General features: G+C 47.0%; 14 protein-coding genes and 1 pseudogene. 13 read left to right on the top strand and 2 right to left on the bottom strand.

All coding sequences use genetic code 11. The features are described from left to right. Positions 1 to 53 precede the first annotated feature (53 nt). Positions 54 to 473 (bottom strand): annotated as a pseudogene (locus tag FD32_RS05685) (transposase); the annotation flags it as partial. A gap of 122 nt (positions 474 to 595) precedes the next feature. Between FD32_RS05685 and FD32_RS05680 the strand changes: the two are divergent. From FD32_RS05680 to FD32_RS05640, 9 genes are all read left to right on the top strand, one after another. Next, a complete protein-coding gene (locus tag FD32_RS05680) occupies positions 596 to 1,387 on the top strand; it encodes an SGNH/GDSL hydrolase family protein (RefSeq protein WP_047767418.1) in 792 nt (263 codons plus the stop codon). A gap of 100 nt (positions 1,388 to 1,487) precedes the next feature. Beyond that, complete coding sequence (locus FD32_RS05675) at positions 1,488 to 2,666, top strand: glycerate kinase family protein (protein WP_268872419.1); 1,179 nt, start codon at positions 1,488 to 1,490, stop codon at positions 2,664 to 2,666. A 46-nt stretch (positions 2,667 to 2,712) separates the two neighbouring features. Beyond that, entirely contained in the window at positions 2,713 to 3,735 is a 1,023-nt protein-coding gene (gene adhP / locus FD32_RS05670; protein WP_047767422.1) for an alcohol dehydrogenase AdhP, read from the top strand. A 251-nt stretch (positions 3,736 to 3,986) separates the two neighbouring features. Then, positions 3,987 to 4,454, top strand: coding sequence for a CtsR family transcriptional regulator (locus FD32_RS05665; RefSeq protein WP_047767424.1), 468 nt, complete (start codon positions 3,987 to 3,989; stop codon positions 4,452 to 4,454). 15 nt (positions 4,455 to 4,469) lie between these two features. Next, complete coding sequence (locus tag FD32_RS05660) at positions 4,470 to 6,971, top strand: ATP-dependent Clp protease ATP-binding subunit (protein ID WP_047767426.1); 2,502 nt, start codon at positions 4,470 to 4,472, stop codon at positions 6,969 to 6,971. Positions 6,972 to 7,090: 119 nt separating this feature from the next. Further along, positions 7,091 to 7,681 carry a TetR/AcrR family transcriptional regulator gene (locus tag FD32_RS05655; protein WP_047767428.1) on the top strand — a complete coding sequence of 197 codons (591 nt, stop codon included), beginning with the start codon at positions 7,091 to 7,093 and terminating at the stop codon, positions 7,679 to 7,681. A gap of 237 nt (positions 7,682 to 7,918) precedes the next feature. Beyond that, a complete protein-coding gene (gene rpoB / locus FD32_RS05650) occupies positions 7,919 to 11,527 on the top strand; it encodes a DNA-directed RNA polymerase subunit beta (protein ID WP_475086289.1) in 3,609 nt (1,202 codons plus the stop codon). Positions 11,528 to 11,573: 46 nt separating this feature from the next. Further along, complete coding sequence (gene rpoC, locus FD32_RS05645) at positions 11,574 to 15,209, top strand: DNA-directed RNA polymerase subunit beta' (protein WP_047767432.1); 3,636 nt, start codon at positions 11,574 to 11,576, stop codon at positions 15,207 to 15,209. 74 nt (positions 15,210 to 15,283) lie between these two features. Next, positions 15,284 to 16,453, top strand: coding sequence for a DUF998 domain-containing protein (locus FD32_RS05640; protein ID WP_047767433.1), 1,170 nt, complete (start codon positions 15,284 to 15,286; stop codon positions 16,451 to 16,453). A 137-nt stretch (positions 16,454 to 16,590) separates the two neighbouring features. Here FD32_RS05640 and FD32_RS05635 read toward each other — a convergent pair whose 3' ends face one another. Continuing rightward, positions 16,591 to 17,283 carry a prepilin peptidase gene (locus tag FD32_RS05635; RefSeq protein ID WP_047767435.1) on the bottom strand — a complete coding sequence of 231 codons (693 nt, stop codon included), beginning with the start codon at positions 17,281 to 17,283 and terminating at the stop codon, positions 16,591 to 16,593. A gap of 252 nt (positions 17,284 to 17,535) precedes the next feature. Between FD32_RS05635 and rpsL the strand changes: the two genes are divergently transcribed. The 4 genes from rpsL (at position 17,536) to FD32_RS05615 (ending at position 22,212) form a co-directional block, all read left to right on the top strand. Beyond that, entirely contained in the window at positions 17,536 to 17,952 is a 417-nt protein-coding gene (gene rpsL, locus FD32_RS05630) for a 30S ribosomal protein S12 (protein WP_047767437.1), read from the top strand. Between the two features lie 21 nt (positions 17,953 to 17,973). After that, complete coding sequence (rpsG, locus tag FD32_RS05625; protein ID WP_047767439.1) at positions 17,974 to 18,444, top strand: 30S ribosomal protein S7; 471 nt, start codon at positions 17,974 to 17,976, stop codon at positions 18,442 to 18,444. 136 nt (positions 18,445 to 18,580) lie between these two features. After that, the gene (gene fusA / locus FD32_RS05620) at positions 18,581 to 20,668 is read left to right on the top strand and encodes an elongation factor G (protein WP_047767441.1); all 2,088 of its coding nucleotides are present in this window, start codon (positions 18,581 to 18,583) and stop codon (positions 20,666 to 20,668) included. A gap of 218 nt (positions 20,669 to 20,886) precedes the next feature. Further along, a complete protein-coding gene (locus FD32_RS05615; protein WP_047767443.1) occupies positions 20,887 to 22,212 on the top strand; it encodes a uracil-xanthine permease family protein in 1,326 nt (441 codons plus the stop codon). Positions 22,213 to 22,375: the final 163 nt, after the last annotated feature.

Here is a 22,375-nt window from a genome sequence, read left to right as displayed (position 1 = left end):
ATTTTTGTCAAATTCCGAATGGAGCTTCTGATTCAGAGGCTTTTTGTCACAACCCCGTGACTGAACGTACCACGCTTTTCTTTAGCACGATGACGACGAATTCCATGATCAGGCAAATCGGGTAACTGTATATCAAGCCATCCTTGATCAATCCAGTTATAGACCGTCTTGTAGGCAATTCCAACTACATGGGCAACTTGTTCAGGGGACCACTTCTGGACTTGAATCTTTTCTTCGATCAAGTGTTTAAGGTTTTTAGTGAGCGAAGACTTCCGCCCCCGTTGACTAACCTTACGTTCAAAGTCAGTTTGCGCTAGCTCAGCCTGGTACTCACTATTTAGCCGGTGAAGTTCGTTAAAGACTGTGGTTTTACTAAAGCCTAAGTAATTAGCGATGTATCGCAAGGAACGTCCTTCATTATGAAGCGTTTCAATGACAACACGGTTCTGGAATGATAAAATAGTGGTGCTCATCAAGGTCCTTCTTTCTAATGGATTGTACGGTAACACCATTAAAGACCTTGATGGGTTTTTCTGTCTACTTAAATGTTCAACTTAAATTTTACAATCTACCATATGAAAAAAAGAGGTTAAACATGCAAGACATCTTAGTAAAATTAAAAACAGAAAATGACTTATCGAGGTATGCTCTTGACGAGGTCAAAGACGAGATTGCTAAGTTTGGCAGCATAAGTCCTCAATTTGTTCACACCCTTGATGGCCTAAGACGTCTTTCTGGAAACGCTGCCCAGTATGGTGTCAACGCTACTAAAACGGTGCCGTCAGTTTTAAAAGGCAAGCGGATTGCTTTTCTGGGGAGCTCCGTGACCTTTGGCTATGGTGCCCTTGGCGAATCCTTCGTCGATTATTTAGCCAAAAGGGATGGCATACTGGCGATTAAGGAGGCGGTTTCTGGAACAACGTTAGTAGACCAAAACACCTTCTTCCCCCATGATTCCTATGTTGCCCGTCTGCGCAGTATCGACAAGGCAGCAAAACTGGATGCCTTCGTCTTACAGCTATCTACAAATGACGCTAAAAAGGCCCCTAATCTGCTTGGTAAGATTAGTTGTAGTGATCAGTATGATGTTAAAACAATTACAGGAGCCATTGAATATATTCTCAATTATGTAAGAGTATGTTGGCACGTCCCAGTATTTATATACACTAATCCCCGCTTTGATAACGAACTTTATGCGCAAATGGTTAACCGTCTCTTTGAGCTGCAGACCAAATGGCATTTTACAATCATTGACCTTTACCATAATGAGGAAGTACCGCATGGTGAGGCTTCACTATACATGGCTGATTCAATTCATCCAACCCGCGCCGGTTACCAGCAAAAATGGTTACCAATTTTTGAAGAAGCGTTAGGGAGAATTTGCTAATTCGAAAAGAAAGGGTGGATAATGATTGACAGCGATGCGGTAGCGCTGGACGACTTCATAGATTTAATGTAGAAGGAAGAAGGGATATGCCACGAAATTTATAATTGCTCCAGACTCTTTTAAAGGCGGCATGACCGCTAAAGAAGCCGTCAAGGCAATGGCTAGGGGGATCAAAAGAGTTTATCCAGATGCTGAATACGTTTTAGTCCCTATGGCTGATGGTGGTGAAGGGACGGTCCAGTCCCTGGTTGACGCTACTGCAGGAAAACTGGTTACCGCAAAAGTTCATAACCTCCTTAATCATTTAGTTGATGCGGACTATGGATTACTTGGGGATGGCGAGACAGCGGTTATTGAAATGGCGGCCGCAAGCGGGATTCAGTTTATCAATGCTAAAACAGCGAATCCCCTTGTTACAACCACCTATGGTACGGGTGAACTGATCCTTAATGCTATTAAACGGGGAGCCAAGAAAATTATTATTGGAATTGGTAGGAGCGCAACCGTCGATGGTGGTGCCGGGATGGCCCAGGCCCTTGGTGCCCGACTCCTGAAAGCTGACGGACAACCAATTGGGTTTGGTGGTGGTGGGGCGCTAGCTGAACTAGCGCAGATCGATACTTCACAGGTTGATCCACGTATCGCTAAAGCAACAATTGCGATTGCCTCAGACGTCACGAACACATTGACTGGTCCCAAGGGCGCCGCGCCTATTTTCGGCCCCCAAAAAGGAGCAACTCCGGAAATGGTAAAAATTCTTGATCGAAACCTTCACCACTATGCCGAAGTGATTACCAGAAGGACCGGTCAATCAGTTGAGAAGCTCGCCGGGGCCGGAGCAGCTGGTGGACTTGGGGCAGGACTGTTAGTGTTTACCAATGCTCAGATGCAGCATGGCGTAGATTTGGTAATTGCCCCTACAAAATTAAAAGAAAAAGCTGCTGATGCTGATTATGTTTTTACCGGTGAAGGGGGGATTGACTTCCAGACCAAATTTGGCAAGACCCCCTATGGCGTTGCAAAGGCATGCAAGAGTGTTGCCCCCAAAGCACCGGTGATTGTCTTAGCTGGTAATATCGGTAGGGGGGGTAATAGCCTTTATACGACAGGTGCAATTGATGCGATTTTTGGAACTCCTGCTGGCGCTAAGTCATTAAAACAGGCTCTTTGTGATGCTCCTAATGATATTGCCCAAACTGCGGAAAACGTTGCGCGTTTGATTAGGGTAAGTAATTATTCAAAACGGGCTTTAAAAAATAACCTAGTTCTGATATCATAATAATTGTGAAAAGTATAACATATCTTTGAGAAGGAGATCTTAGCTTATGAAAGCTGCTGTTATTAATGATCCAGTAGATGGGTACGTTACTGTTAAGGATGTCAAGCTTCGTGATTTGAAGCCTGGCGAAGCTTTAGTTGATATGGAATACTGTGGCCTTTGCCACACCGACTTGCACTGTGCTGCCGGTGACTTCGGTAAGAAGCCTGGTCGGATTATTGGCCACGAAGGTGTTGGTCGTGTATCCAAGGTAGTTCCTGGCGTTACTAGTTTGAAGGTTGGGGACCGGGTATCAATTGCTTGGTTCTTCAAGGGCTGTGGCCACTGTGAATACTGCCTGACCGGCCGTGAAACGCTTTGCCGTAACGTCCTGAACGCTGGTTACACTGCCGATGGGGCAATGGCTCAACAATGTATCGTTCCAGCTGACTACGCTGTTAAGGTTCCAGAAGGTCTGGACCCTGTTGAAGCTACTTCTCTGACTTGTGCCGGTGTTACCATGTACAAGGCTTTGAAGGTTGCTGACATCAAGCCTGGTCAATGGGTATCAATCGTTGGTGCTGGTGGTCTTGGTAACCTCGGTATCCAAATTGCCCACAACGTCTTTGGCGCTCACGTTATCGCCGTTGATGGTAACGAAGACAAGCTGAAGGCCGCTAAGGAAAACGGTGCTGAAATCTGCATCAACCGTCACGACAACAACGTTGATGAACAAATCCAAGAAAAGGTTGGCGGTGTTCATGCCGCAGTTGTTACTGCTGTTACTACCGCTGCCTTTGACCAAGCTGTCAACTCCCTTCGTCCAGACGGCCGCTTAGTTGCGGTTGCCCTTCCACAAGGTGACATGAAGCTGAACATTGCTAAGACTGTTCTTGATGGGATTATCGTTGCTGGTTCCTTAGTTGGTACCCGTCAAGACCTGGCTGAATGTTTCCAATTCGGTGCTGAAGGTAAGGTTCACCCAATCGTTCACACTCGGAAGCTTTCTGAAATCAACGACATGATTCAAGAACTGAAGGACAACAAGGTTGTTGGCCGGAACGTTGTTGACTTCTCCCTCGAAAAGTAAGCATCACGCTTAACATCGATTAATCTATAAATAAGAAAACACATAACAGCTACATGGACTGGACTCAGAATGATGGTTGACAGGGCACGGCTCGGCCATTGTTCATGCCCGACGATGTGGTCTGTTATGTGTGAGCTTCAAAAGAGACTGGCGTTGCCGGTCTCTTTTTCTTTAAGCGTTTTAGATGGGAAAAAAGAGTGACTTATGATAAAATAATGGTCAAGATTAGTCAGTAAATGGAGGGTGAACAAATGGAAAATAAGAGCATTTCGGATGTGATTGAAGCATATTTAAAAGAAATTCTCGGCAACTCTGCTCAGATTGAGATTCGCCGGTCAGAGATTGCTAACCATTTTGACGTGGTTCCCTCGCAGATTAACTATGTAATTAAGACTCGGTTTACTATTCAGAACGGTTACCTGGTGAAGAGTAAGCGTGGAGGTGGCGGCTATATCCGGATTGAGCGGGTTAATTTACTTGATAACGTTGACGTGTTAAACTCGTTAATCCAAGCAATTGGTGACTCAATCCGGGAACGGGACGCCTTTGCCATTGTCCAGACGCTCTACGACGAAAAAGTAATTACGCGGCGGGAAGGAGACCTGATGTTGGTAGCTCTTTCTAAGCAGACCTTGGACGTTGGTAACACGACAGTTGAGGCTCAACTGAGAGCGAGAGTATTGGCTTCACTGTTAAACCGGTTACGGTATGAAAGTTAGAAGGGATGATTGCTAATGGATAACATGTTTACCCCAAGTGCCAAACATGTTTTAATGATTGCTCATGAGCAGGCTAAATACTTTAAACACCAAGCGGTAGGAACAGAACACCTTCTATTAGCCCTTGCAATGAACAAGGATGGTATTGCGAACAAAATTTTTGAACAATTTTCAATTACCAGCGACGATATCCGTGAAGAAATTGAACGTTTGATTGGTTATGGTACCCTTGACCAGTTGGGTCCGGCGGATTACCTCCCGTACTCACCGAAAGCCAAGCAAGTTCTGAACCTTGCCGGTCAAGAGGCCCAGCAGATGCACGCCCTAAAGATTGGGACCGAACACATCCTGCTGGCGCTGATTGCGGACGAGAGTGTTCTTTCATCACGAATCTTGTACAGCCTTGATGTTTTACCTCGTCAGGTTCGAAAAGTTACCCTGCGGCGACTGGGCGTAGCGGAAAGCCAGCTTCGCCAAGCTGGTCGCAGCCGGGCAGCAGCCGCCAACCGTAAGAGTGGAACGCCAACTCTTGATAAGTTGGCCCGCGACCTGACGGCCATGGCCCGTGATGGTAAGTTGGATCCCGTCGTTGGTCGGAATGAGGAAATCAAACGGACCGAGCAGATTCTCAGCCGGCGGACGAAGAACAATCCAGTCCTGATTGGTGAACCAGGGGTTGGTAAGACCGCAATTGCCGAAGGACTTGCCCAGCGGATGGTAAAGGGCCTGGTCCCGTCTGAACTAGCTAATAAGCGGCTGATGGTTTTGGATATGGGGTCACTGGTTGCCGGAACCAAGTACCGTGGTGAATTTGAAAACCGCCTTAAGAAGGTTATCGATGAAATTCAAGCAGACGGCCACGTCATCCTCTTCATCGATGAATTGCATACCCTTATCGGGGCTGGTGGCGCTGAGGGCGCAATTGACGCTTCCAATATTCTTAAACCGGCCCTGGCCCGGGGCGAGCTCCAAACAATTGGGGCGACAACCCTTGATGAGTACCAAAAGTATATTGAATCTGACGCAGCCTTAGAACGGCGTTTTGCGACCGTCCAGGTTGATGAGCCGACTCCAGAAGATTCGTTGGCAATTCTGAAGGGCTTGCGGCCCCGCTATGAAGCTCACCACCACGCTAAGATTACTGACGACGCGCTTGAACAGGCCGTTAAACTTTCCGACCGTTATATTTCTGACCGTTTTCTGCCAGATAAGGCGATTGACTTAATGGATGAATCGGCGGCCATGGTGCGAATCAACGCAGAGGAAAATAAGCAGCACCAGCCGTCTTTGGTAGACCAAATTAATGAACTCCAGTCCCAAAAGGAAGACGCGATTGAGGAACAGGACTTTGATAAGGCCGCGGCTTTACGGGAAAAGGAGCTTGCTCTCCGTGCCAAGTTGAACCAGCAAGAACAGCGGGAAGACAGCCAGCAGGACAACGGCCAGCAGCATTACCGCCTCAAGGTCACCGGCGAAGATGTCGCCAAAATTGTTGCTGAATGGACTGGTGTCCCATTGACGCAGCTGAAGCGGAGTGAAAGTGACCGTTTGATTAACCTCGAAAAGGTCCTCCACAAACGGGTAATTGGCCAAGATGAGGCCGTTGATGCCGTTGCCAAGGCTATTCGCCGGGCCCGGAGCGGCTTGAAGAACCCTAATCGGCCAATTGGCTCCTTCATGTTCCTGGGGCCAACTGGGGTAGGAAAGACTGAATTAGCCAAAGCCCTTGCTGAGGCAATGTTTGGCTCTGAAGATAACATGATTCGGATTGACATGTCCGAGTACATGGAAAAGTACAGCACCAGTCGACTGATTGGGGCTGCCCCTGGTTACGTCGGTTACGACGAGGGTGGCCAGTTAACCGAGAAGGTTCGTCAGCACCCATATTCCGTTGTCCTGCTCGATGAAGCCGAGAAGGCGCATCCTGATGTCTTCAACCTCCTTCTTCAGGTTCTGGACGATGGTTACCTGACGGATTCAAAGGGCCGGCGGGTTGACTTCCGCAATACCATCATTATCATGACTTCTAACCTGGGGGCCACCCAGCTCCAGGACGAGAAGGAAGTCGGCTTTGGCGCCAAAGACATTAGTCAGGACTACAATGCGATGGCGGCCGCAATCCGCCAGCAGTTGAAGCTCCATTTCCGGCCAGAATTCTTGAACCGGATTGACGAGACGATTATCTTCCACTCCTTAAATAAGGATGAGTTACACCAGATCGTCAAATTAATGACCAACGAGCTTCGTGACCGGGTTGCAGAACAGGGGATCAAACTCCGGGTTACGCCCGCAGCGGTTGATTTAATTGCGACCGTTGGCTATGATCCCGAATACGGGGCCCGGCCACTGCGGCGGGCCATCCAGGAAAAGATTGAAGATGACCTTAGCACGGCGCTGATTGACGGCCAAATTGCTAGCGGTGACACTGTTACCGTGGGGGCACACCGGGGCCAGATTACGATCAAAGTTAAGGACAAGCAGTCCACTACTCCTAAATTAGTGAAAATTAGTCACTAGGGTATTGCCTAAAATCCTTTAATAACAGGGATTTTAGGCATTTTTTATTCAAAAAATAGTTGTCAGATGATAAATGTTGGTTCTATAATAGTTAGTAGCTAATTTGAGGAGGCAATTTGATGAAAAGGGCAGAGCAATTAGAAAAAACTCGTCAAGCAATTTTAAAAACAGCAACGAAGTTATTCTTGCAAAATGGTTTTGGGGAAACATCAACAAGGGATATTGCGAAGCAGATTGGGATTACCCAACCGGCACTTTACCACCACTTCAGCGATAAGGAAGTTTTATACCTGGATGTCATGACGAAATTATCAGGGAAAATTCGTCAGGAGATCAACAAGGTTATGCGCAAGCACAAGCTGACGCCGGAAGAACAACTCTTTGAAATTGTTCGGGTTCTGAAGAAGCACCACCCGCTGAGCATCTATGACCAATATAACCAGGCAATGCAGCTTCTTTCTAAGAGTGCCCAGCAAAAGCTGAACATGATTTTCACCATGGATTATCTGGAACCAATTGGGGATTACTTCAAGCAACCGGCAGTGAAACTCCGTCCCGACCTTTTGCCAAAGGAAGCTGCCGAATTGTTTCTTGCTAGTCTTTCCCCAATCTTTGGTACATATCAACGAATTGGTGGCCATTCCATTACGGCTGAGCAGCGAGATAAGTTAATTTTAGACTGCATTATTAATGGCTTAGCTAAGCGTTAATATTTTTAAACTAAATCATTGACAGGTGAATAAGCAATTAGTATACTAAGAGGGTATGTAATTGTGAGTTCATCTGGTCCTGGTGATCTATTGTCCATCGGGATCGGCAATAAAACCAAAGACAGTTTTTAAACTGTTTTTGGATTTTTTTTGCCCAAAAGTTTGATTTTGACCCAATTGTAATCAAAATGTAACATTTGAAATGAACCCACCCAACAAATTAGAGAGGTGAACAGTTTGGCCGGACATTTAGTAAAATACGGTAAACACCGTACCCGTCGTAGTTACTCCCGAATTAAGGGAGTTCTCGAGTTACCTAACCTGATTGAAATCCAAACCGATTCTTACAATTGGTTCATGGACAAGGGCCTTCGGGAAATGTTTGATGATATTATGCCAATTGACGATTTCCAAGGAAAGCTTTCCCTTGAATTCGTTGATTATCAACTTTTGGAACCTAAGTACACTGTCGATGAAGCACGTGAACACGATGCTAACTACTCAGCACCCCTGCACGTTACTTTGCGGTTAACCAACCATGAGACCGGCGAAATCAAGTCTCAAGACGTCTTCTTTGGTGACTTCCCACTGATGACTGACCAAGGGACCTTCATTATTAACGGTGCCGAACGGGTTATTGTTTCACAATTAGTTCGTTCTCCTGGTGTCTACTATAATGAAGAAACTGACAAAAATGGTCGGCCAAGCTACGGCGCTACCTTTATTCCAAACCGTGGTGCATGGCTGGAATACGAAACCGATGCCAAAAACGTTTCCTACGTCCGGATTGACCGGACCCGGAAGCTGCCAATGACCGAACTTGTTCGGGCCCTTGGCTTTGGCTCTGATGACGAAATTATTGATATGTTTGGTGGCGACAGTGAGACCCTGTCACTGACCCTGGATAAGGATGTCCACAAGAATGCTGAAGACTCACGGGTTGAAGAATCCTTGAAGGACATCTACGAACGTCTGCGTCCAGGTGAACCAAAGACGGCTGATTCTGCACGGAACTTGCTGACGGCCCGCTTCTTTGACCCAAAGCGTTATGACATGGCACCAGTTGGTCGTTACAAGACTAACAAGAAGTTAATGCTGAAGTACCGTCTGTTAGGGCAGACCCTTGCTGAAACACTAGCTGATCCTGATACTGGTGAAGTCTTAGCACAAAAGGGTGACACGGTCGATAAGGAAGTTCTCAAGAAGTTAGAACCTTACCTTGACCGTGACGACTTCAAGATGATTACCTACACGCCATCTGACGAAGCGGTGGTTACGGAACCCGTTAAGCTGCAAAAAATCTTAGTTTACTCTAAGACTGATCCAGACCGGGTTGTACCAATCATTGGTAATGGCCACATTCCGTTGGAATACAAGCACATTGAACCAGCAGATATCCTGGCTTCTCTGAACTACTTCTTCAATTTACAAGAAGGAATTGGGAGTACGGATGATATCGACCACTTGGGTAACCGGCGGATTCGTTCTGTGGGTGAACTGCTGCAAAACCAGTTCCGGATTGGGCTTGCCCGGATGGAACGGGTTGTTCGGGAACGGATGTCTATTCAAGACCCTGACACTGTTACTCCACAACAACTGATCAACATTCGTCCGGTGGTTGCATCAATCAAGGAATTCTTCGGTTCCTCCCAGCTTTCTCAATTCATGGACCAGACTAACCCGCTGGGTGAATTAACCCACAAACGTCGTCTGTCTGCCCTGGGACCTGGTGGTTTGACCCGTGACCGGGCTGGTTACGAAGTTCGTGATGTTCACTACACGCACTACGGCCGGATGTGCCCAATTGAAACGCCAGAAGGTCCTAACATCGGTCTGATCAACAGTCTTTCCTCATACGCTCGTGTTAACAAGTATGGCTTCATTGAAACACCATACCGTCGTGTATCCTGGAAGACGCACAAGGTTACCGATAAGATTGATTATCTGACTGCCGATGAAGAAGATAATTACGTTATTGCCCAGGCCAACTCGCCATTGAACGATGACGGTTCCTTCGTTGACGAACGGGTTATGGCTCGTGATAAGGATGAATACGTTGAAACCAATGTTGAAAACGTCGACTACATGGACGTTTCTCCTAAGCAAGTTGTTTCCGTCGCTTCCGCATGTATTCCATTCCTTGAAAACGATGACTCTAACCGTGCCCTGATGGGTGCCAACATGCAGCGGCAAGCTGTACCGTTGATTAACCCACACGCACCACTGGTAAGTACTGGTATCGACTACAAAGCAGCTCACGACTCTGGGGTGGCCCTGATTGCTAAGAAGCCTGGTACTGTTGAATACGTTGATGCTCGTGAGGTTCGTGTTCGTGAAGACGATGGTTCATTAGATACCTACAAGCTAATGAAGTTCCGTCGTTCTAACGGTGGTAAGAACTACAACCAACGGCCAATTGTCAAGGTCGGTGAACATGTGGATGCCGATGACGTGCTTGCTGATGGCCCATCAATGGAACAAGGGGAATTGGCCCTTGGTCAAAACCCACTGATTGCCTTCATGACTTGGCAAGGGTACAACTTCGAAGATGCCATTGCCATTAACGAACGGCTGGTTAAGGATGACGTTTACACATCCATTCACATTGAATCTTACGAATCCGAAGCGCGGGAAACCAAGCTGGGTCCTGAAGAAATGACGCGGGAAATTCCAAACGTCGGTGACGACGCTTTGAAGGACCTTGATGAAGACGGGATCGTTCGTGTTGGTGCCGAAGTTCATGATGGTGACATCCTAGTTGGTAAGGTTACTCCTAAGGGAATGACTGAACTGTCTGCTGAAGAACGGCTGCTGCACGCCATCTTTGGTGAAAAGTCCCGTGAAGTTCGTGACACTTCACTCCGTGTCCCTCACGGTGGTGGCGGAATTATCCAAGACGTCAAGATCTTTACCCGTGAAAACGGGGATGAACTGTCACCAGGTGTTAACACCATGGTCCGGGTCTACATTGCCCAAAAGCGGAAAATCCAGGTTGGTGACAAGATGTCTGGTCGTCATGGTAACAAGGGGACGGTTTCTATTGTTATCCCTGAAGAAGATATGCCGTACATGCCAGACGGAACGCCAATTGACATCATGCTTAGTCCAATGGGTGTGCCAAGTCGTATGAACATTGGGCAGCTGCTTGAACTACACTTAGGGATGGCTGCTAAGCGCTTAGGTATCCACATGGCAACACCAGTATTTGATGGGGCTACCGACAAGGATGTTTGGGATGCCGTTCGTGAAGCTGGTTTCCCAGAAGATGGGAAGACAATCCTTTATGATGGTCGGACTGGTGAACCATTTGAAAACCGGATTGCTGTTGGTTCCATGCACTACCTGAAGCTGGCCCACATGGTTGATGATAAGATTCATGCCCGGTCAACTGGTCCTTACTCACTGGTTACCCAGCAACCACTGGGTGGTAAAGCACAGTTCGGTGGTCAGCGGTTCGGTGAAATGGAAGTTTGGGCTCTTGAAGCTTACGGTGCTGCCTACACCCTTCAAGAAATCCTGACTTACAAGTCTGATGATACCGTTGGTCGTGTCCGGACTTACGATGCCATCATCAATGGTGAATCAATTCCAAAGCCGGGTGTTCCAGAATCATTCCGTGTTCTGGTTAAGGAATTACAAGCCCTTGGTTTGGACATGAAGGTTCTTGACGGTAATAATAAGGAAATTCAACTGAAGAACATGGATGAAGATGACTCTGAAGTTGTTAGTGTTGATGCATTGGCTAAGTACGCTGAGCAACACAACGCCGATAACAAGGACAAGAAGACGACCCACAAGGCTTCTTCAACATCCACTTCGACTGAAGATAAGACCAAACAAGATTAATTTATAGTTCTTCGCTCATATATTACGAAATAAGGAGGAACATCCTTTGATTGATGTCAATAAATTTGAAAGCATGCAGATCGGTCTGGCATCACCAGATAAGATCCGTAGTTGGTCATACGGTGAAGTAAAGAAGCCGGAAACCATCAACTACCGGACCCTGAAGCCAGAAAAGCAAGGTCTGTTTGACGAACGAATCTTTGGCCCAACTAAGGACTACGAGTGTGCTTGTGGTAAGTACAAGCGGGTTCGTTACAAAGGTCGGGTTTGTGACCGTTGTGGGGTTGAAGTTACCAGCTCAAAGGTTCGTCGTGAACGGATGGGCCATATTGAGTTAGCGGCTCCCGTATCACACATTTGGTACTTCAAGGGGATTCCAAGTCGGATGGGCTTGGTCCTGGACATGAGTCCTCGTTCCCTAGAAGAAGTCATCTACTTTGCTTCCTACGTTGTTCTTGATCCTGGTGACACTCCACTGGAGAAGAAGCAACTGCTTTCTGAAGCTGAATACCGTGATAAGAAGGCTGAATTTGGTGACCGCTTCACTGCTGAAATGGGTGCGGCAGCCATCAAGAAGTTGCTTGCTGACGTGGACCTGGACAAGGAAGCAACCGAATTAAAGGAAGAATTAAAGGAAGCCACTGGTCAAAAGCGGACCCGGGCAATTCGGCGGTTGGACATCCTGGAAGCCTTCATCAAGTCTGGTAATAAGCCAGAATGGATGGTTCTAGACGTTATCCCAGTAATGCCACCTGACTTACGGCCAATGGTTCAACTGGAAGGTGGCCGCTTTGCTACCTCTGACTTGAACGACCTGTACCGGCGGGTTATCAACCGGAATAACCGGTTGAAGCGCCTGTTGAAGCTACAAGCACCAGGAATTATCGTTCAAAACGAAAAGCGGATGCTGCAAGAAGCCGTTGATGCACTGATCGATAACGGCCGTCGTGGTCGTCCGGTAGCCGGTCCTGGTAACCGTCCACTGAAATCTCTGTCACACCTGCTGAAGGGTAAGCAAGGGCGGTTCCGTCAAAACCTGCTTGGTAAGCGGGTTGACTACTCCGGTCGTTCCGTTATCGATGTTGGTCCATCCCTGAAGATGAACCAAATGGGGCTGCCAGTTCCAATGGCCCTGGAACTGTTCAAGCCATTTATCATGCACGAACTGGTTAAGCGGGGGCTTTCTGCCAACGTTAAGGCCGCTAAGCGGAAGATTGACCGTCGTGATGACGATGTCTTTGATGTATTGGAAGACGTTATCAAGGAACACCCTGTTCTATTGAACCGGGCACCTACCTTGCACCGGTTAGGGATTCAGGCCTTTGAACCAATCCTGGTTTCCGGTAAGTCCATGCGGTTACACCCACTGGTATGTACCGCCTACAACGCCGACTTTGATGGTGACCAGATGGCCATCCACGTTCCATTGTCCGATGAAGCGCAAGCGGAAGCACGACTGCTGATGCTGGCCGCTCACCACATTTTGAGTCCTCGTGACGGGGAACCAATTGTTTCACCATCACAGGATATGGTTATCGGTAACTACTACATGACCACTGAAGATAAGGGTCGTGAAGGAGAAGGGATGATCTTCAAGGACACCGATGAAGCTGAAATGGCTTACAAAAATGGCTATGTTTCATTGCAAACCCGGGTTGGGGTTCAAGTATCCTCCTTCCCAGATAAGCCGTTCACCGATGAACAACGGGGCCGGATCATGGTAACTTCCGTTGGTAAACTCCTCTTCAACCGGATCATGCCAAAGGACTTTGCCTACATTAACGAACCAACCGACGCTAACATTCATGAAGGGGTTGACGACAAGTTCTTCCTGGAACCTGGCCAAGACATTCACGAATACTTAGAAAACGCCCCACTGGTTCCACCATTCAAGAAGGGCTTCCTGTCCGATCTGATTGCTGAAGTTTACAAGCAGTACAAGGTTACTAAGACTTCTCAATTCCTGGACCGGATTAAGGACCTTGGTTACTACGAATCCACAATCTCCGGTTTAACAACGGCGATGTCCGATATTCATGACCTGCCTGAAAAGCCCGAAATTATCAAGAAGGCCCGTAAGCAAGTGGCCCTGATTACCAAGCAATTCCGTCGTGGTCTGATTACGGATGACGAACGGTACGAACGAGTTATCGGTGCTTGGAACGACGCTAAGGATGAAGTGCAAAACAAGCTGATTGAGCACATGGACATCCACAACCCAATCAACATGATGTCTGACTCCGGTGCGCGTGGTAACATTTCTAACTTTACCCAGCTAGCCGGGATGCGTGGTTTGATGGCCTCACCAAACGGTAAGATCATGGAACTGCCGGTTCTGTCAAACTTCTACGAAGGGCTGTCCGTTCTGGAAATGTTCCTTTCCTCACACGGTGCTCGTAAAGGGATGACTGATACCGCCTTGAAGACCGCCAACTCAGGTTACCTGACCCGGCGGCTGGTTGATGTTGCCCAAGATGTGGTTGTTCGTGAAAAGGACTGTGGTACTGACCGTGGCCTGGAAGTTACCGCCATTACTAACGGGAATGAAATGATCGAACCACTGTATGACCGGATTATGGGTCGTTACACGATGAAGTCCGTCTTTGATCCAAAGACTGGTGAAAAGATTGTTGGCAAGAACGTGCTGATTGACGAAGACATGGCCCAAAAGATTGTTGATGCCGGTGTTAAGAAGGTTACCATCCGTTCCGCCTTCACTTGCAACACTGAACACGGTGTTTGTGAACGGTGCTATGGTCGGAACGCCGCTACGGGTGACCGAGTAGAAGCCGGTGAAGCTGTTGGGACCGTTGCCGCTCAATCAATTGGTGAACCTGGTACCCAGCTGACCTTGCGGAACTTCCACACTGGTGGTGTTGCTGGTAACGACGATATCACCCAAGGTCTTCCTCGTGTGCAAGAAATTGTGGAAGCACGTAACCCTAAAGGGCGGGCAACCATCACCGAGGTTACTGGTGAGGTTGTTTCAATCGAAGAAAACCCGGCAGAACGGACTAAAGACGTTACTGTGAAGAGCGAAACTGACACGCGAACTTATACCCTGCCAATCACGGCACGGATGCGGGTTTCAGAAGGTGACTTTATCCACCGGGGAACCGCACTGAACGAAGGGTCAATTGATCCTAAGGAATTAATCCAGGTTCGGGACGTTCTTTCAACGGAAACTTACCTGTTGGCCCAAGTTCAGGGTGTTTACCGGATGCAGGGTATCGACCTGCTGGATAAGCACGTTGAAATCATGATTCGTCAGATGATGCGGAAGGTCCGGGTCATGGATCCAGGTGATACTGACCTTCTTCCTGGTCAACTGATGGATATTGGTCAATTCCGTGAGGCTAACAAGCCAACGCTTTATGCTGGTGGTATTCCAGCGACGGCCCGGCCAGTTATCCTTGGGATTACCAAGGCCGCTCTGGAAACTAACAGTTTCTTGTCGGCAGCTTCATTCCAGGAAACCACTCGTGTATTGACCGATGCTGCTATCCGCGGTAAGAATGACCCACTTGTTGGTTTGAAGGAAAATGTTATCATTGGTAAGATTATTCCAGCTGGTACTGGGATGAGTACTTACCGGCACATTAAGCCGAAGGAAGTTAGTGTTGCTGCATACTCCATCAAGGATTTAGAAGCCAAGATGAAGGAAGAAGACAAGCAAAACTAGTTCTGTAAAATTGATAAAAAGGGTTATGGCATTTGTCATGGCCCTTTTTTATTACGATGAAGAGGGGGAGTAAGGTGGCAAAAAAATATAAAGTTGAGATACCGGCGGCGGCCTTAAAAGAGACCGACTTTGATCCGGGGGATGACCTTTCCTTAAGCGTTAGTCATAAGCAGTTTGTTATCCGGTCAGCAAAGGTGACTGACCTGATACCGCAAATCAACATTGGCTTCTATACGGTACCAGCCCTGTTAATGATGGTTATTTTCTTTGTGTATAGCCGGAGTTTGGGCGTTAACCAGGTGGCCCTAACTGGAGAAGATTATTCGATTGCGAACGCGGGGACCTTGCTGGGAACAATCAGTGGGATTGTGATCTTTGTCATTGCGGCAATTTGGACGAAAGTTAACCAAACGGGGCCCACTAAAGAATTGTATTGGCGAAACCTACCGACGATTGTAATTGCTTGTGGACTGATTCTGGCTTTTTCCTTTTCGGCGGCCTTCTGGTTGCTCGGTCGCCTGTTTATGGATGCTAGCTTCGACATCTACACGTCAACTGTAATGATCTTCATGATCCTGGCGGTTGTTAACTATGTAATGATTAACTTAGCCATGACACTAACCACTAGTATTATCACCAACCTGCTGACCATCATGATTATTGGCGGAATGCTGTTTGCAATGCTGACCAACTCAAGCCGGGACTGGTGGAAGCACAACTTTAGCTTCTTGGGAACAGCAGAGGATTCTGCTAATTTTCAGTTCAACGTAACCTTGATTTTCTCTGGGGCGTTGATGTTGACCCTGGTGGACTACCTGTTTGTTAACCTTCAAAAGAACTTTAAGGGACGGCGGATTCTGATTTTGCGTTGGCTTCTCTATGCACTTTCCGCGTGCATCGCCTCGATTGGCCTCTTTCCGAATGACCCGCAGTTTCACATTCTCCATGACCGGATCTCGATGTGGCTGGTTTACATCATCCTAATCCTCATCGTTGCCCTCCGGTGGATTCTGCCGCGGGTTACCAAGCAGTTCTTAACCCTGTCCTATACGTTAGGTGTGGTAATGGGCGTGGAGTACATCGTTTTTAAACTGACTGATTACCTATCATTAACGGCGTTTGAGCTTTTGGAATTTGGCCTAGCCTTTTCTTGGCTGCTTTTGTTACTTCAGAACATTGAAAATCTGGCCAATTTTGGTCACAACCTTTTTATCGTAACGGTTAAGGACGATTCAAAGAAATAAATGACGGGAATAAGACAGAACTAGCTTGCTAGTTCGTTTTTCAAAGTGAAATAGGCCTAACCCCCGTCGACGCGAAGTAAGTTTTTAGAAGGGATCGGCTTTAGTGTTCGGAAAATCCGAATACTAGAGCCCCTTTTTTATATAATTTCATTTTTAAGTAGAATCAGAACCATCGCGAGGGCGGCAGCCAGTCCAGGTATAAAGGGAATCTTTTCTTTAATTGGCATTCGCAGGGTGAGTAAGAGCGTGAAAAAGGACCCAAGCATGATGACGTAAAGGGTGGGGTACCAACCAATAGTGAAAGTTACGACCAGGAGAAATTCGCCGTCTCCAATTCCTAGATAACTAGTCAGACAACAGCAAGCTAGAAACAGGAGTAGCAGAGCCGATGCAATCATATTTTCCCATGTCCAGTTCTGGTGATGGGTACAAAAGAAAAGGGGAAACAGACCCAGTAGGCCAACGGGGTAGATAAACTGATAAAAGAAATCGTTGCTAGCTAAGCCGACGAGGGTAGTAATCACTATAAAAAAAGCAGCTGAATCACCAAGGCCGGGGCCACAGAGTAAAGCGGCCGCGGTACCCGCCAGCAGTTCGCTGAGGGGGAAAAAGACGGGAATCGGCTGACGACAATAATGACAGTGACCACCTTGAATGAGGTAACCAAGGATGGGAATGAGCTGCCACCATCTCAGGCGGATATGGCAGGCGTCACAATAGGATCGTGGAGGAGCCCAGGGGCACTGCTGGCTGCCAATCCGTTGACCACAAAGGGCGGCAAACGAGGCGAGAACGGTTCCGATAAGAAAATAGTAGCTGGTGAAAAACAAAATAAGCACCTCCCTACCTATAAAGAACGGGAAAAAGGCCCAATTAACCTAAAATAACTATCCGCCGTTCATTGACATTCTATTTTGGTCGTGATACTCTATTTAAGGTGCTTTTTAGCAACGAGTGTCTGTCGTTGGGCAGACGAATGCGTCAACGAAGGCACACTAATCTAATATTCATCCAGCATTTTTTTTATTCATTAAAAAGAACCACCTGGATGTGTGGACTTAAATTAAGGAAGGGGAAAAATTATGCCAACCATTAACCAATTGGTACGTAAAGGCCGGAAGAGCCACAAGGGCAAGTCAAAGTCACCAGCTCTTGGTTATGTTTACAACACTTTCAAGAAAGAAGAAGTTAAGACACCTTCTCCACAAAAGCGTGGGGTTGCTACCCGTGTCGGGACGATGACTCCTAAGAAGCCAAACTCAGCTCTGCGGAAGTACGCTCGTGTACGTCTTTCCAACCTGATTGAAGTTACTGCTTACATTCCAGGTATCGGTCACAACCTCCAAGAACACTCCGTTGTTTTAATTCGTGGTGGTCGTGTTAAGGACTTACCAGGGGTTCGTTACCACATCATCCGTGGTACACTCGATACCGCTGGTGTTGAAGGCCGGATGCAATCACGGTCCAAGTACGGTGCCAAGAAGCCGAAGAAGAAGTAATTTATAAGGAGGAGTTAAGTAATGCCACGTAAAGGACATGTACAAAAGCGTGAAATCTTACCAGATCCAATGTACAACTCAAAGCTGGTTACCAGCCTGATTGACCACTTGATGATTGATGGTAAGCGCGGAACTGCTACAAAGATTTTGTACGCAGCTTTTGATCAAATTAAGGAAGAAACTGGCAATGATCCAGTTGAAGTATTCCAACAGGCGATGGACAACGTTATGCCGGTACTGGAAGTCAAGGCACGGCGTGTTGGTGGTTCTAACTACCAAGTTCCAATCGAAGTTCGTCCAGAACGGCGGACTACTTTAGGCCTTCGTTGGATTGTTCAATACGCACGTTTGCGTGGGGAACACACCATGGTTGAACGTCTGGCACGTGAAATCATTGATGCTTCTAACAACACAGGTGCTTCAGTTAAGAAGCGTGAAGATACGCACCGGATGGCAGAAGCCAACCGTGCATTCGCACACTACCGCTGGTAATCACTGTCAATTGAGACCAGTCGCTTAACTGGTCGAAAAAGGGGTGACGTGGTTGATTAATAACCGTCATCCCTTTTTCTAAAAATGACGAAATTATTCATAATAACCATATTTTGGAAGGAGATACACTCTTAAGATGGCTAATAAACGTGAATACCCACTCGCTAAGACTCGTAACATTGGTATCATGGCCCACATCGATGCCGGTAAGACGACTGCTACTGAGCGGATTCTTTACTACACTGGTAAGATTCACAAGATTGGTGAAACTCACGATGGTGCTTCACAAATGGACTGGATGGATGAAGAAAAGGAACGTGGTATCACTATCACTTCCGCTGCCACCACGGCCGTTTGGAAGGATCACCGGATTAACATTATTGATACCCCAGGACACGTGGACTTCACTGTCGAAGTTGAACGTGCATTGCGGGTGCTTGATGGTGCCGTAACGGTTCTTGATGCCCAAGCCGGTGTTGAACCACAGACTGAAACTGTTTGGCGTCAAGCTGACCAATTCAACGTTCCCCGGATTGTTTTTGCTAACAAGATGGACAAGGTGGGTGCTAACTTTGACTACTCCGTTCAAACGATCAAGGACCGTCTGAACGTTACCCCACTGCCAATCCAAATGCCAATTGGTGCCGAAGACTCCTTCGTTGGGGTAATTGACCTGGTTAAGATGGTTGCTTACGTTTACGATGAAGATAAACTTGGTACTCACTGGGATACTGATGATATTCCGGATGACATGAAGGATGAAGCTCAAAAGCGTCACGAAGCCATGATTGAAACCCTGGCCGACATTGACGACAACATCATGGAAAAGTACCTTGAAGGTGAAGATATTTCCGTTGATGAAATCAAGGCTGCTATCCGTAAGGGGACTCTGGAAGAAAAGCTCTTCCCTGTACTGGCTGGTTCAGCTTACAAGGATAAGGGTATCCAGATGATGCTTGATGCCGTTATCGACTACCTGCCATCACCACTGGATGTTAAGCCCTTCGTTGCTCACGATGCTGATGGTAATGAAGTTGAATTAACTGCTGGTGACGACAAGCCATTCGCTGCTTTGGCATTTAAGATTGCTACCGACCCATTCGTTGGTCGTCTAACTTTCTTACGGGTTTACACTGGTTCTCTGCAATCTGGTTCCTACGTTCTGAACGCTACGAAGGACAAGCGTGAGCGGATTGGTCGTTTGCTGCAAATGCACTCTAACCAACAACACGAAATCCCAGAAGTATTCTCTGGTGATATTGCTGCTGCTATCGGTCTGAAGAACACCACTACCGGTGACTCTTTGACCGATTCTGACCACCCACTGCAACTTGAATCCATGGACTTCCCTGACCCAGTTATCCAAGTTTCTGTTGAACCTAAGTCCAAGGCTGACCAAGATAAGATGGACAAGGGTCTGCAAAAGCTGGCTGAAGAAGACCCAACGTTCAAGGCTGAAACTAACCCTGAAACTGGTGAAACTCTGATTGCCGGAATGGGTGAACTTCATCTAGACATCATTGTTGAACGTCTGCGTCGTGAATTCCACGCTGAAGTTAAGGTTGGTAAGCCACAAGTATCCTACCGTGAAGCATTTACTAAGCAAGCGAGTGCCCAAGGTAAGTTCGTTCGTCAATCTGGTGGTAAAGGTCAATACGGTGATGTATGGATCGAATTCACACCACTTGAAGAAGGTAAGGGCTTCGAATTCGAAGATGCCATTGTCGGTGGGGTTGTTCCGCGTGAATTTATCCCTGCTGTTGAACAAGGATTGAAGGAAGCTATGCAAAACGGTGTTCTTGCGGGCTACCCACTTGTTGACATGCACGCTAAGCTCTACGATGGTAGTTACCACGAAGTCGACTCTAGTGAAGCGGCCTTCAAGGTTGCCGCATCCCTCGCTTTGAAGAATGCTGCTAAGAAGGCGGACCCAGTCATCCTTGAACCAATCATGAAGGTTGATATCGTTGTCCCAGAAGACAACATGGGTGATGTTATGGGTCAAGTTACTGCTCGTCGTGGAACGATCGATGGGATGGAAGAACGTGGTAACGCTCAACTGATTCACTCATTTGTTCCACTGTCTGAAATGTTTGGTTACGCTACCGCCTTGCGTTCTGCTACGCAAGGTCGTGGTACCTTCACGATGACTTTCGATCACTACTCAGCTGTTCCTAAGTCTATCCAAGAAGACATCATCAAGAAGAATGGTAACAACAACTAATTTTTAATGAATTACCAAAAGGATAGCAATTGCTGATGCTTTTGGTAGATTAAGGGGATTCAGTATCCGTTTTTGTCCGGATACTGAGTCCCCTTTTTTGTTTGGGTTTCCTAATATGTCCTAAGTTAAACGCTTTAACAAACTTTTCAATTCTTTACACGCAATATAGTTCGTGTTATCCTATGAAATATATTAAAGTAATGAGGAGTAATTAGGAAATGGAAGAAAAAGCACAACTAATGGTTGGCCCAGATGATAAAATCTCACTTACCGAGGCGACCCTGTTGGGTTTGCAACATGTATTAGCAATGGATGTGTATGTGCCACCGATTATTTTGGCGGGGATGCTCGCCATGGGCGCGGCCGATTCAACCGGTCTCCTGCAAGCAACTTTCTTAGCTGCGGGGATTGGGACCATCCTACAAACGGGAATTTTTATGAAGATGCCGGTTTCCCAAGGGCCCTCTTTCGTTCCCCTGAGTGCTGCGGCGGGTGTTGTCCTTGCTAGTGGTGGTTTAAAGGGAAGTGGGATGGCCACTTTGTTAGGTTCATTAGTTGTTGGTGCCCTCCTGCTAATTATTCTTGGCTTAAGTGGTGTTTTTCAAAAGATCATTAACTATCTTGTGCCAGCAGTAGTGGGTGGAACAATTATTACCTGTGTTGGTCTCTCGCTAATTCCATCGGCCCTCAATGATAACATCTTTGAAGCTCAGGGAAATGTTTACCAGAACATGGAACTAGCAACAGTAACAGCAGTAACTTTATTAATTTGCGTAGGGATTAGTATTCGCTTTCCCCGCGTACAGAAGCTGTTTAAGGCCGGCTCAATCGTCATTGCCCTGTTGGTCGGAACGGCAATGAGCGCTAGCATGGGACGCTTTAATTGGCATTCCGTTGCCGTGTCCCCGTGGTTTAGCTTACCTCAACGAACAATGTTACACTGGGGAATCCATTTCAATATGACCGCGATTTTCACCTTCATTATTATCTACGCCATCCTGACCACGGAAACCACGGGAACATGGTTTGCAATGGGCGCGGTAACGAACCACAAAATTACTAAGAGACAGTGGAATCACGGGATTGTCGGCGAAGGGCTTAGTTGCTTGATTGCGGCTTTTAGTGGGACCACGCCAGTTACTGGCTACTCAACAAATGCGGGGATTATCTCAATTACTGGGGTTGCCAGTAAACGGGCTTTCATTTCTGCCGGGTGCTGGTTTATTGTACTGGGCTTCTTTACAAAATTATCCGCATTTTTGGCGGCAATTCCGGCACCGGTGATTGGTGGTGTCTTTGCAATTATCACGGTTACCATCATGTTAAACGGGTTAAACGTTATCCGGAATTTGCAGACCGGTGAAAGTGATATTTACGTTATTGGTCTGCCAATAATTCTAACAATTGCGCTGGTCTTGCTACCGAAACATGTCCTTAATGCATCTCCCCAGATGCTTCAGTACTTACTCGGTTCACCAATTGCTATTGCGGCAATTACCGCCATTATCCTAAACATTTTGATGCCACGTCGGCAGCATTTATAATCCTACCAAGAACCAACCAAGCAGATTACTATAAATGATTTCGCCAAGGGACGGGGAAACTTCGCTTTTTCCCGGTCCTTTTTACTTTTAAAATATTTGATGGAAGTTAACTAGGGTCCGTCTGAAAACTTTATTTCAGGCGAATCAGAATCGCCGCCAAGTA

Source organism: Limosilactobacillus panis DSM 6035 (assembly GCF_001435935.1).
GTDB lineage: Bacteria > Bacillota > Bacilli > Lactobacillales > Lactobacillaceae > Limosilactobacillus > Limosilactobacillus panis.
Note: the sequence above shows the minus strand (reverse complement) of the source record. Positions and strands in the feature narration are given on the sequence as shown.

Coding starts and splice junctions, on each gene's coding strand:
- FD32_RS05680 (WP_047767418.1), top strand. CDS start 596: ATGCAAGACATCTTAGTAAAATTAAAAACAGAAAATGACTTATCGAGG.
- adhP (WP_047767422.1), top strand. CDS start 2,713: ATGAAAGCTGCTGTTATTAATGATCCAGTAGATGGGTACGTTACTGTT.
- FD32_RS05665 (WP_047767424.1), top strand. CDS start 3,987: ATGGAAAATAAGAGCATTTCGGATGTGATTGAAGCATATTTAAAAGAA.
- FD32_RS05660 (WP_047767426.1), top strand. CDS start 4,470: ATGGATAACATGTTTACCCCAAGTGCCAAACATGTTTTAATGATTGCT.
- FD32_RS05655 (WP_047767428.1), top strand. CDS start 7,091: ATGAAAAGGGCAGAGCAATTAGAAAAAACTCGTCAAGCAATTTTAAAA.
- rpsL (WP_047767437.1), top strand. CDS start 17,536: ATGCCAACCATTAACCAATTGGTACGTAAAGGCCGGAAGAGCCACAAG.
- rpsG (WP_047767439.1), top strand. CDS start 17,974: ATGCCACGTAAAGGACATGTACAAAAGCGTGAAATCTTACCAGATCCA.
- fusA (WP_047767441.1), top strand. CDS start 18,581: ATGGCTAATAAACGTGAATACCCACTCGCTAAGACTCGTAACATTGGT.
- FD32_RS05615 (WP_047767443.1), top strand. CDS start 20,887: ATGGAAGAAAAAGCACAACTAATGGTTGGCCCAGATGATAAAATCTCA.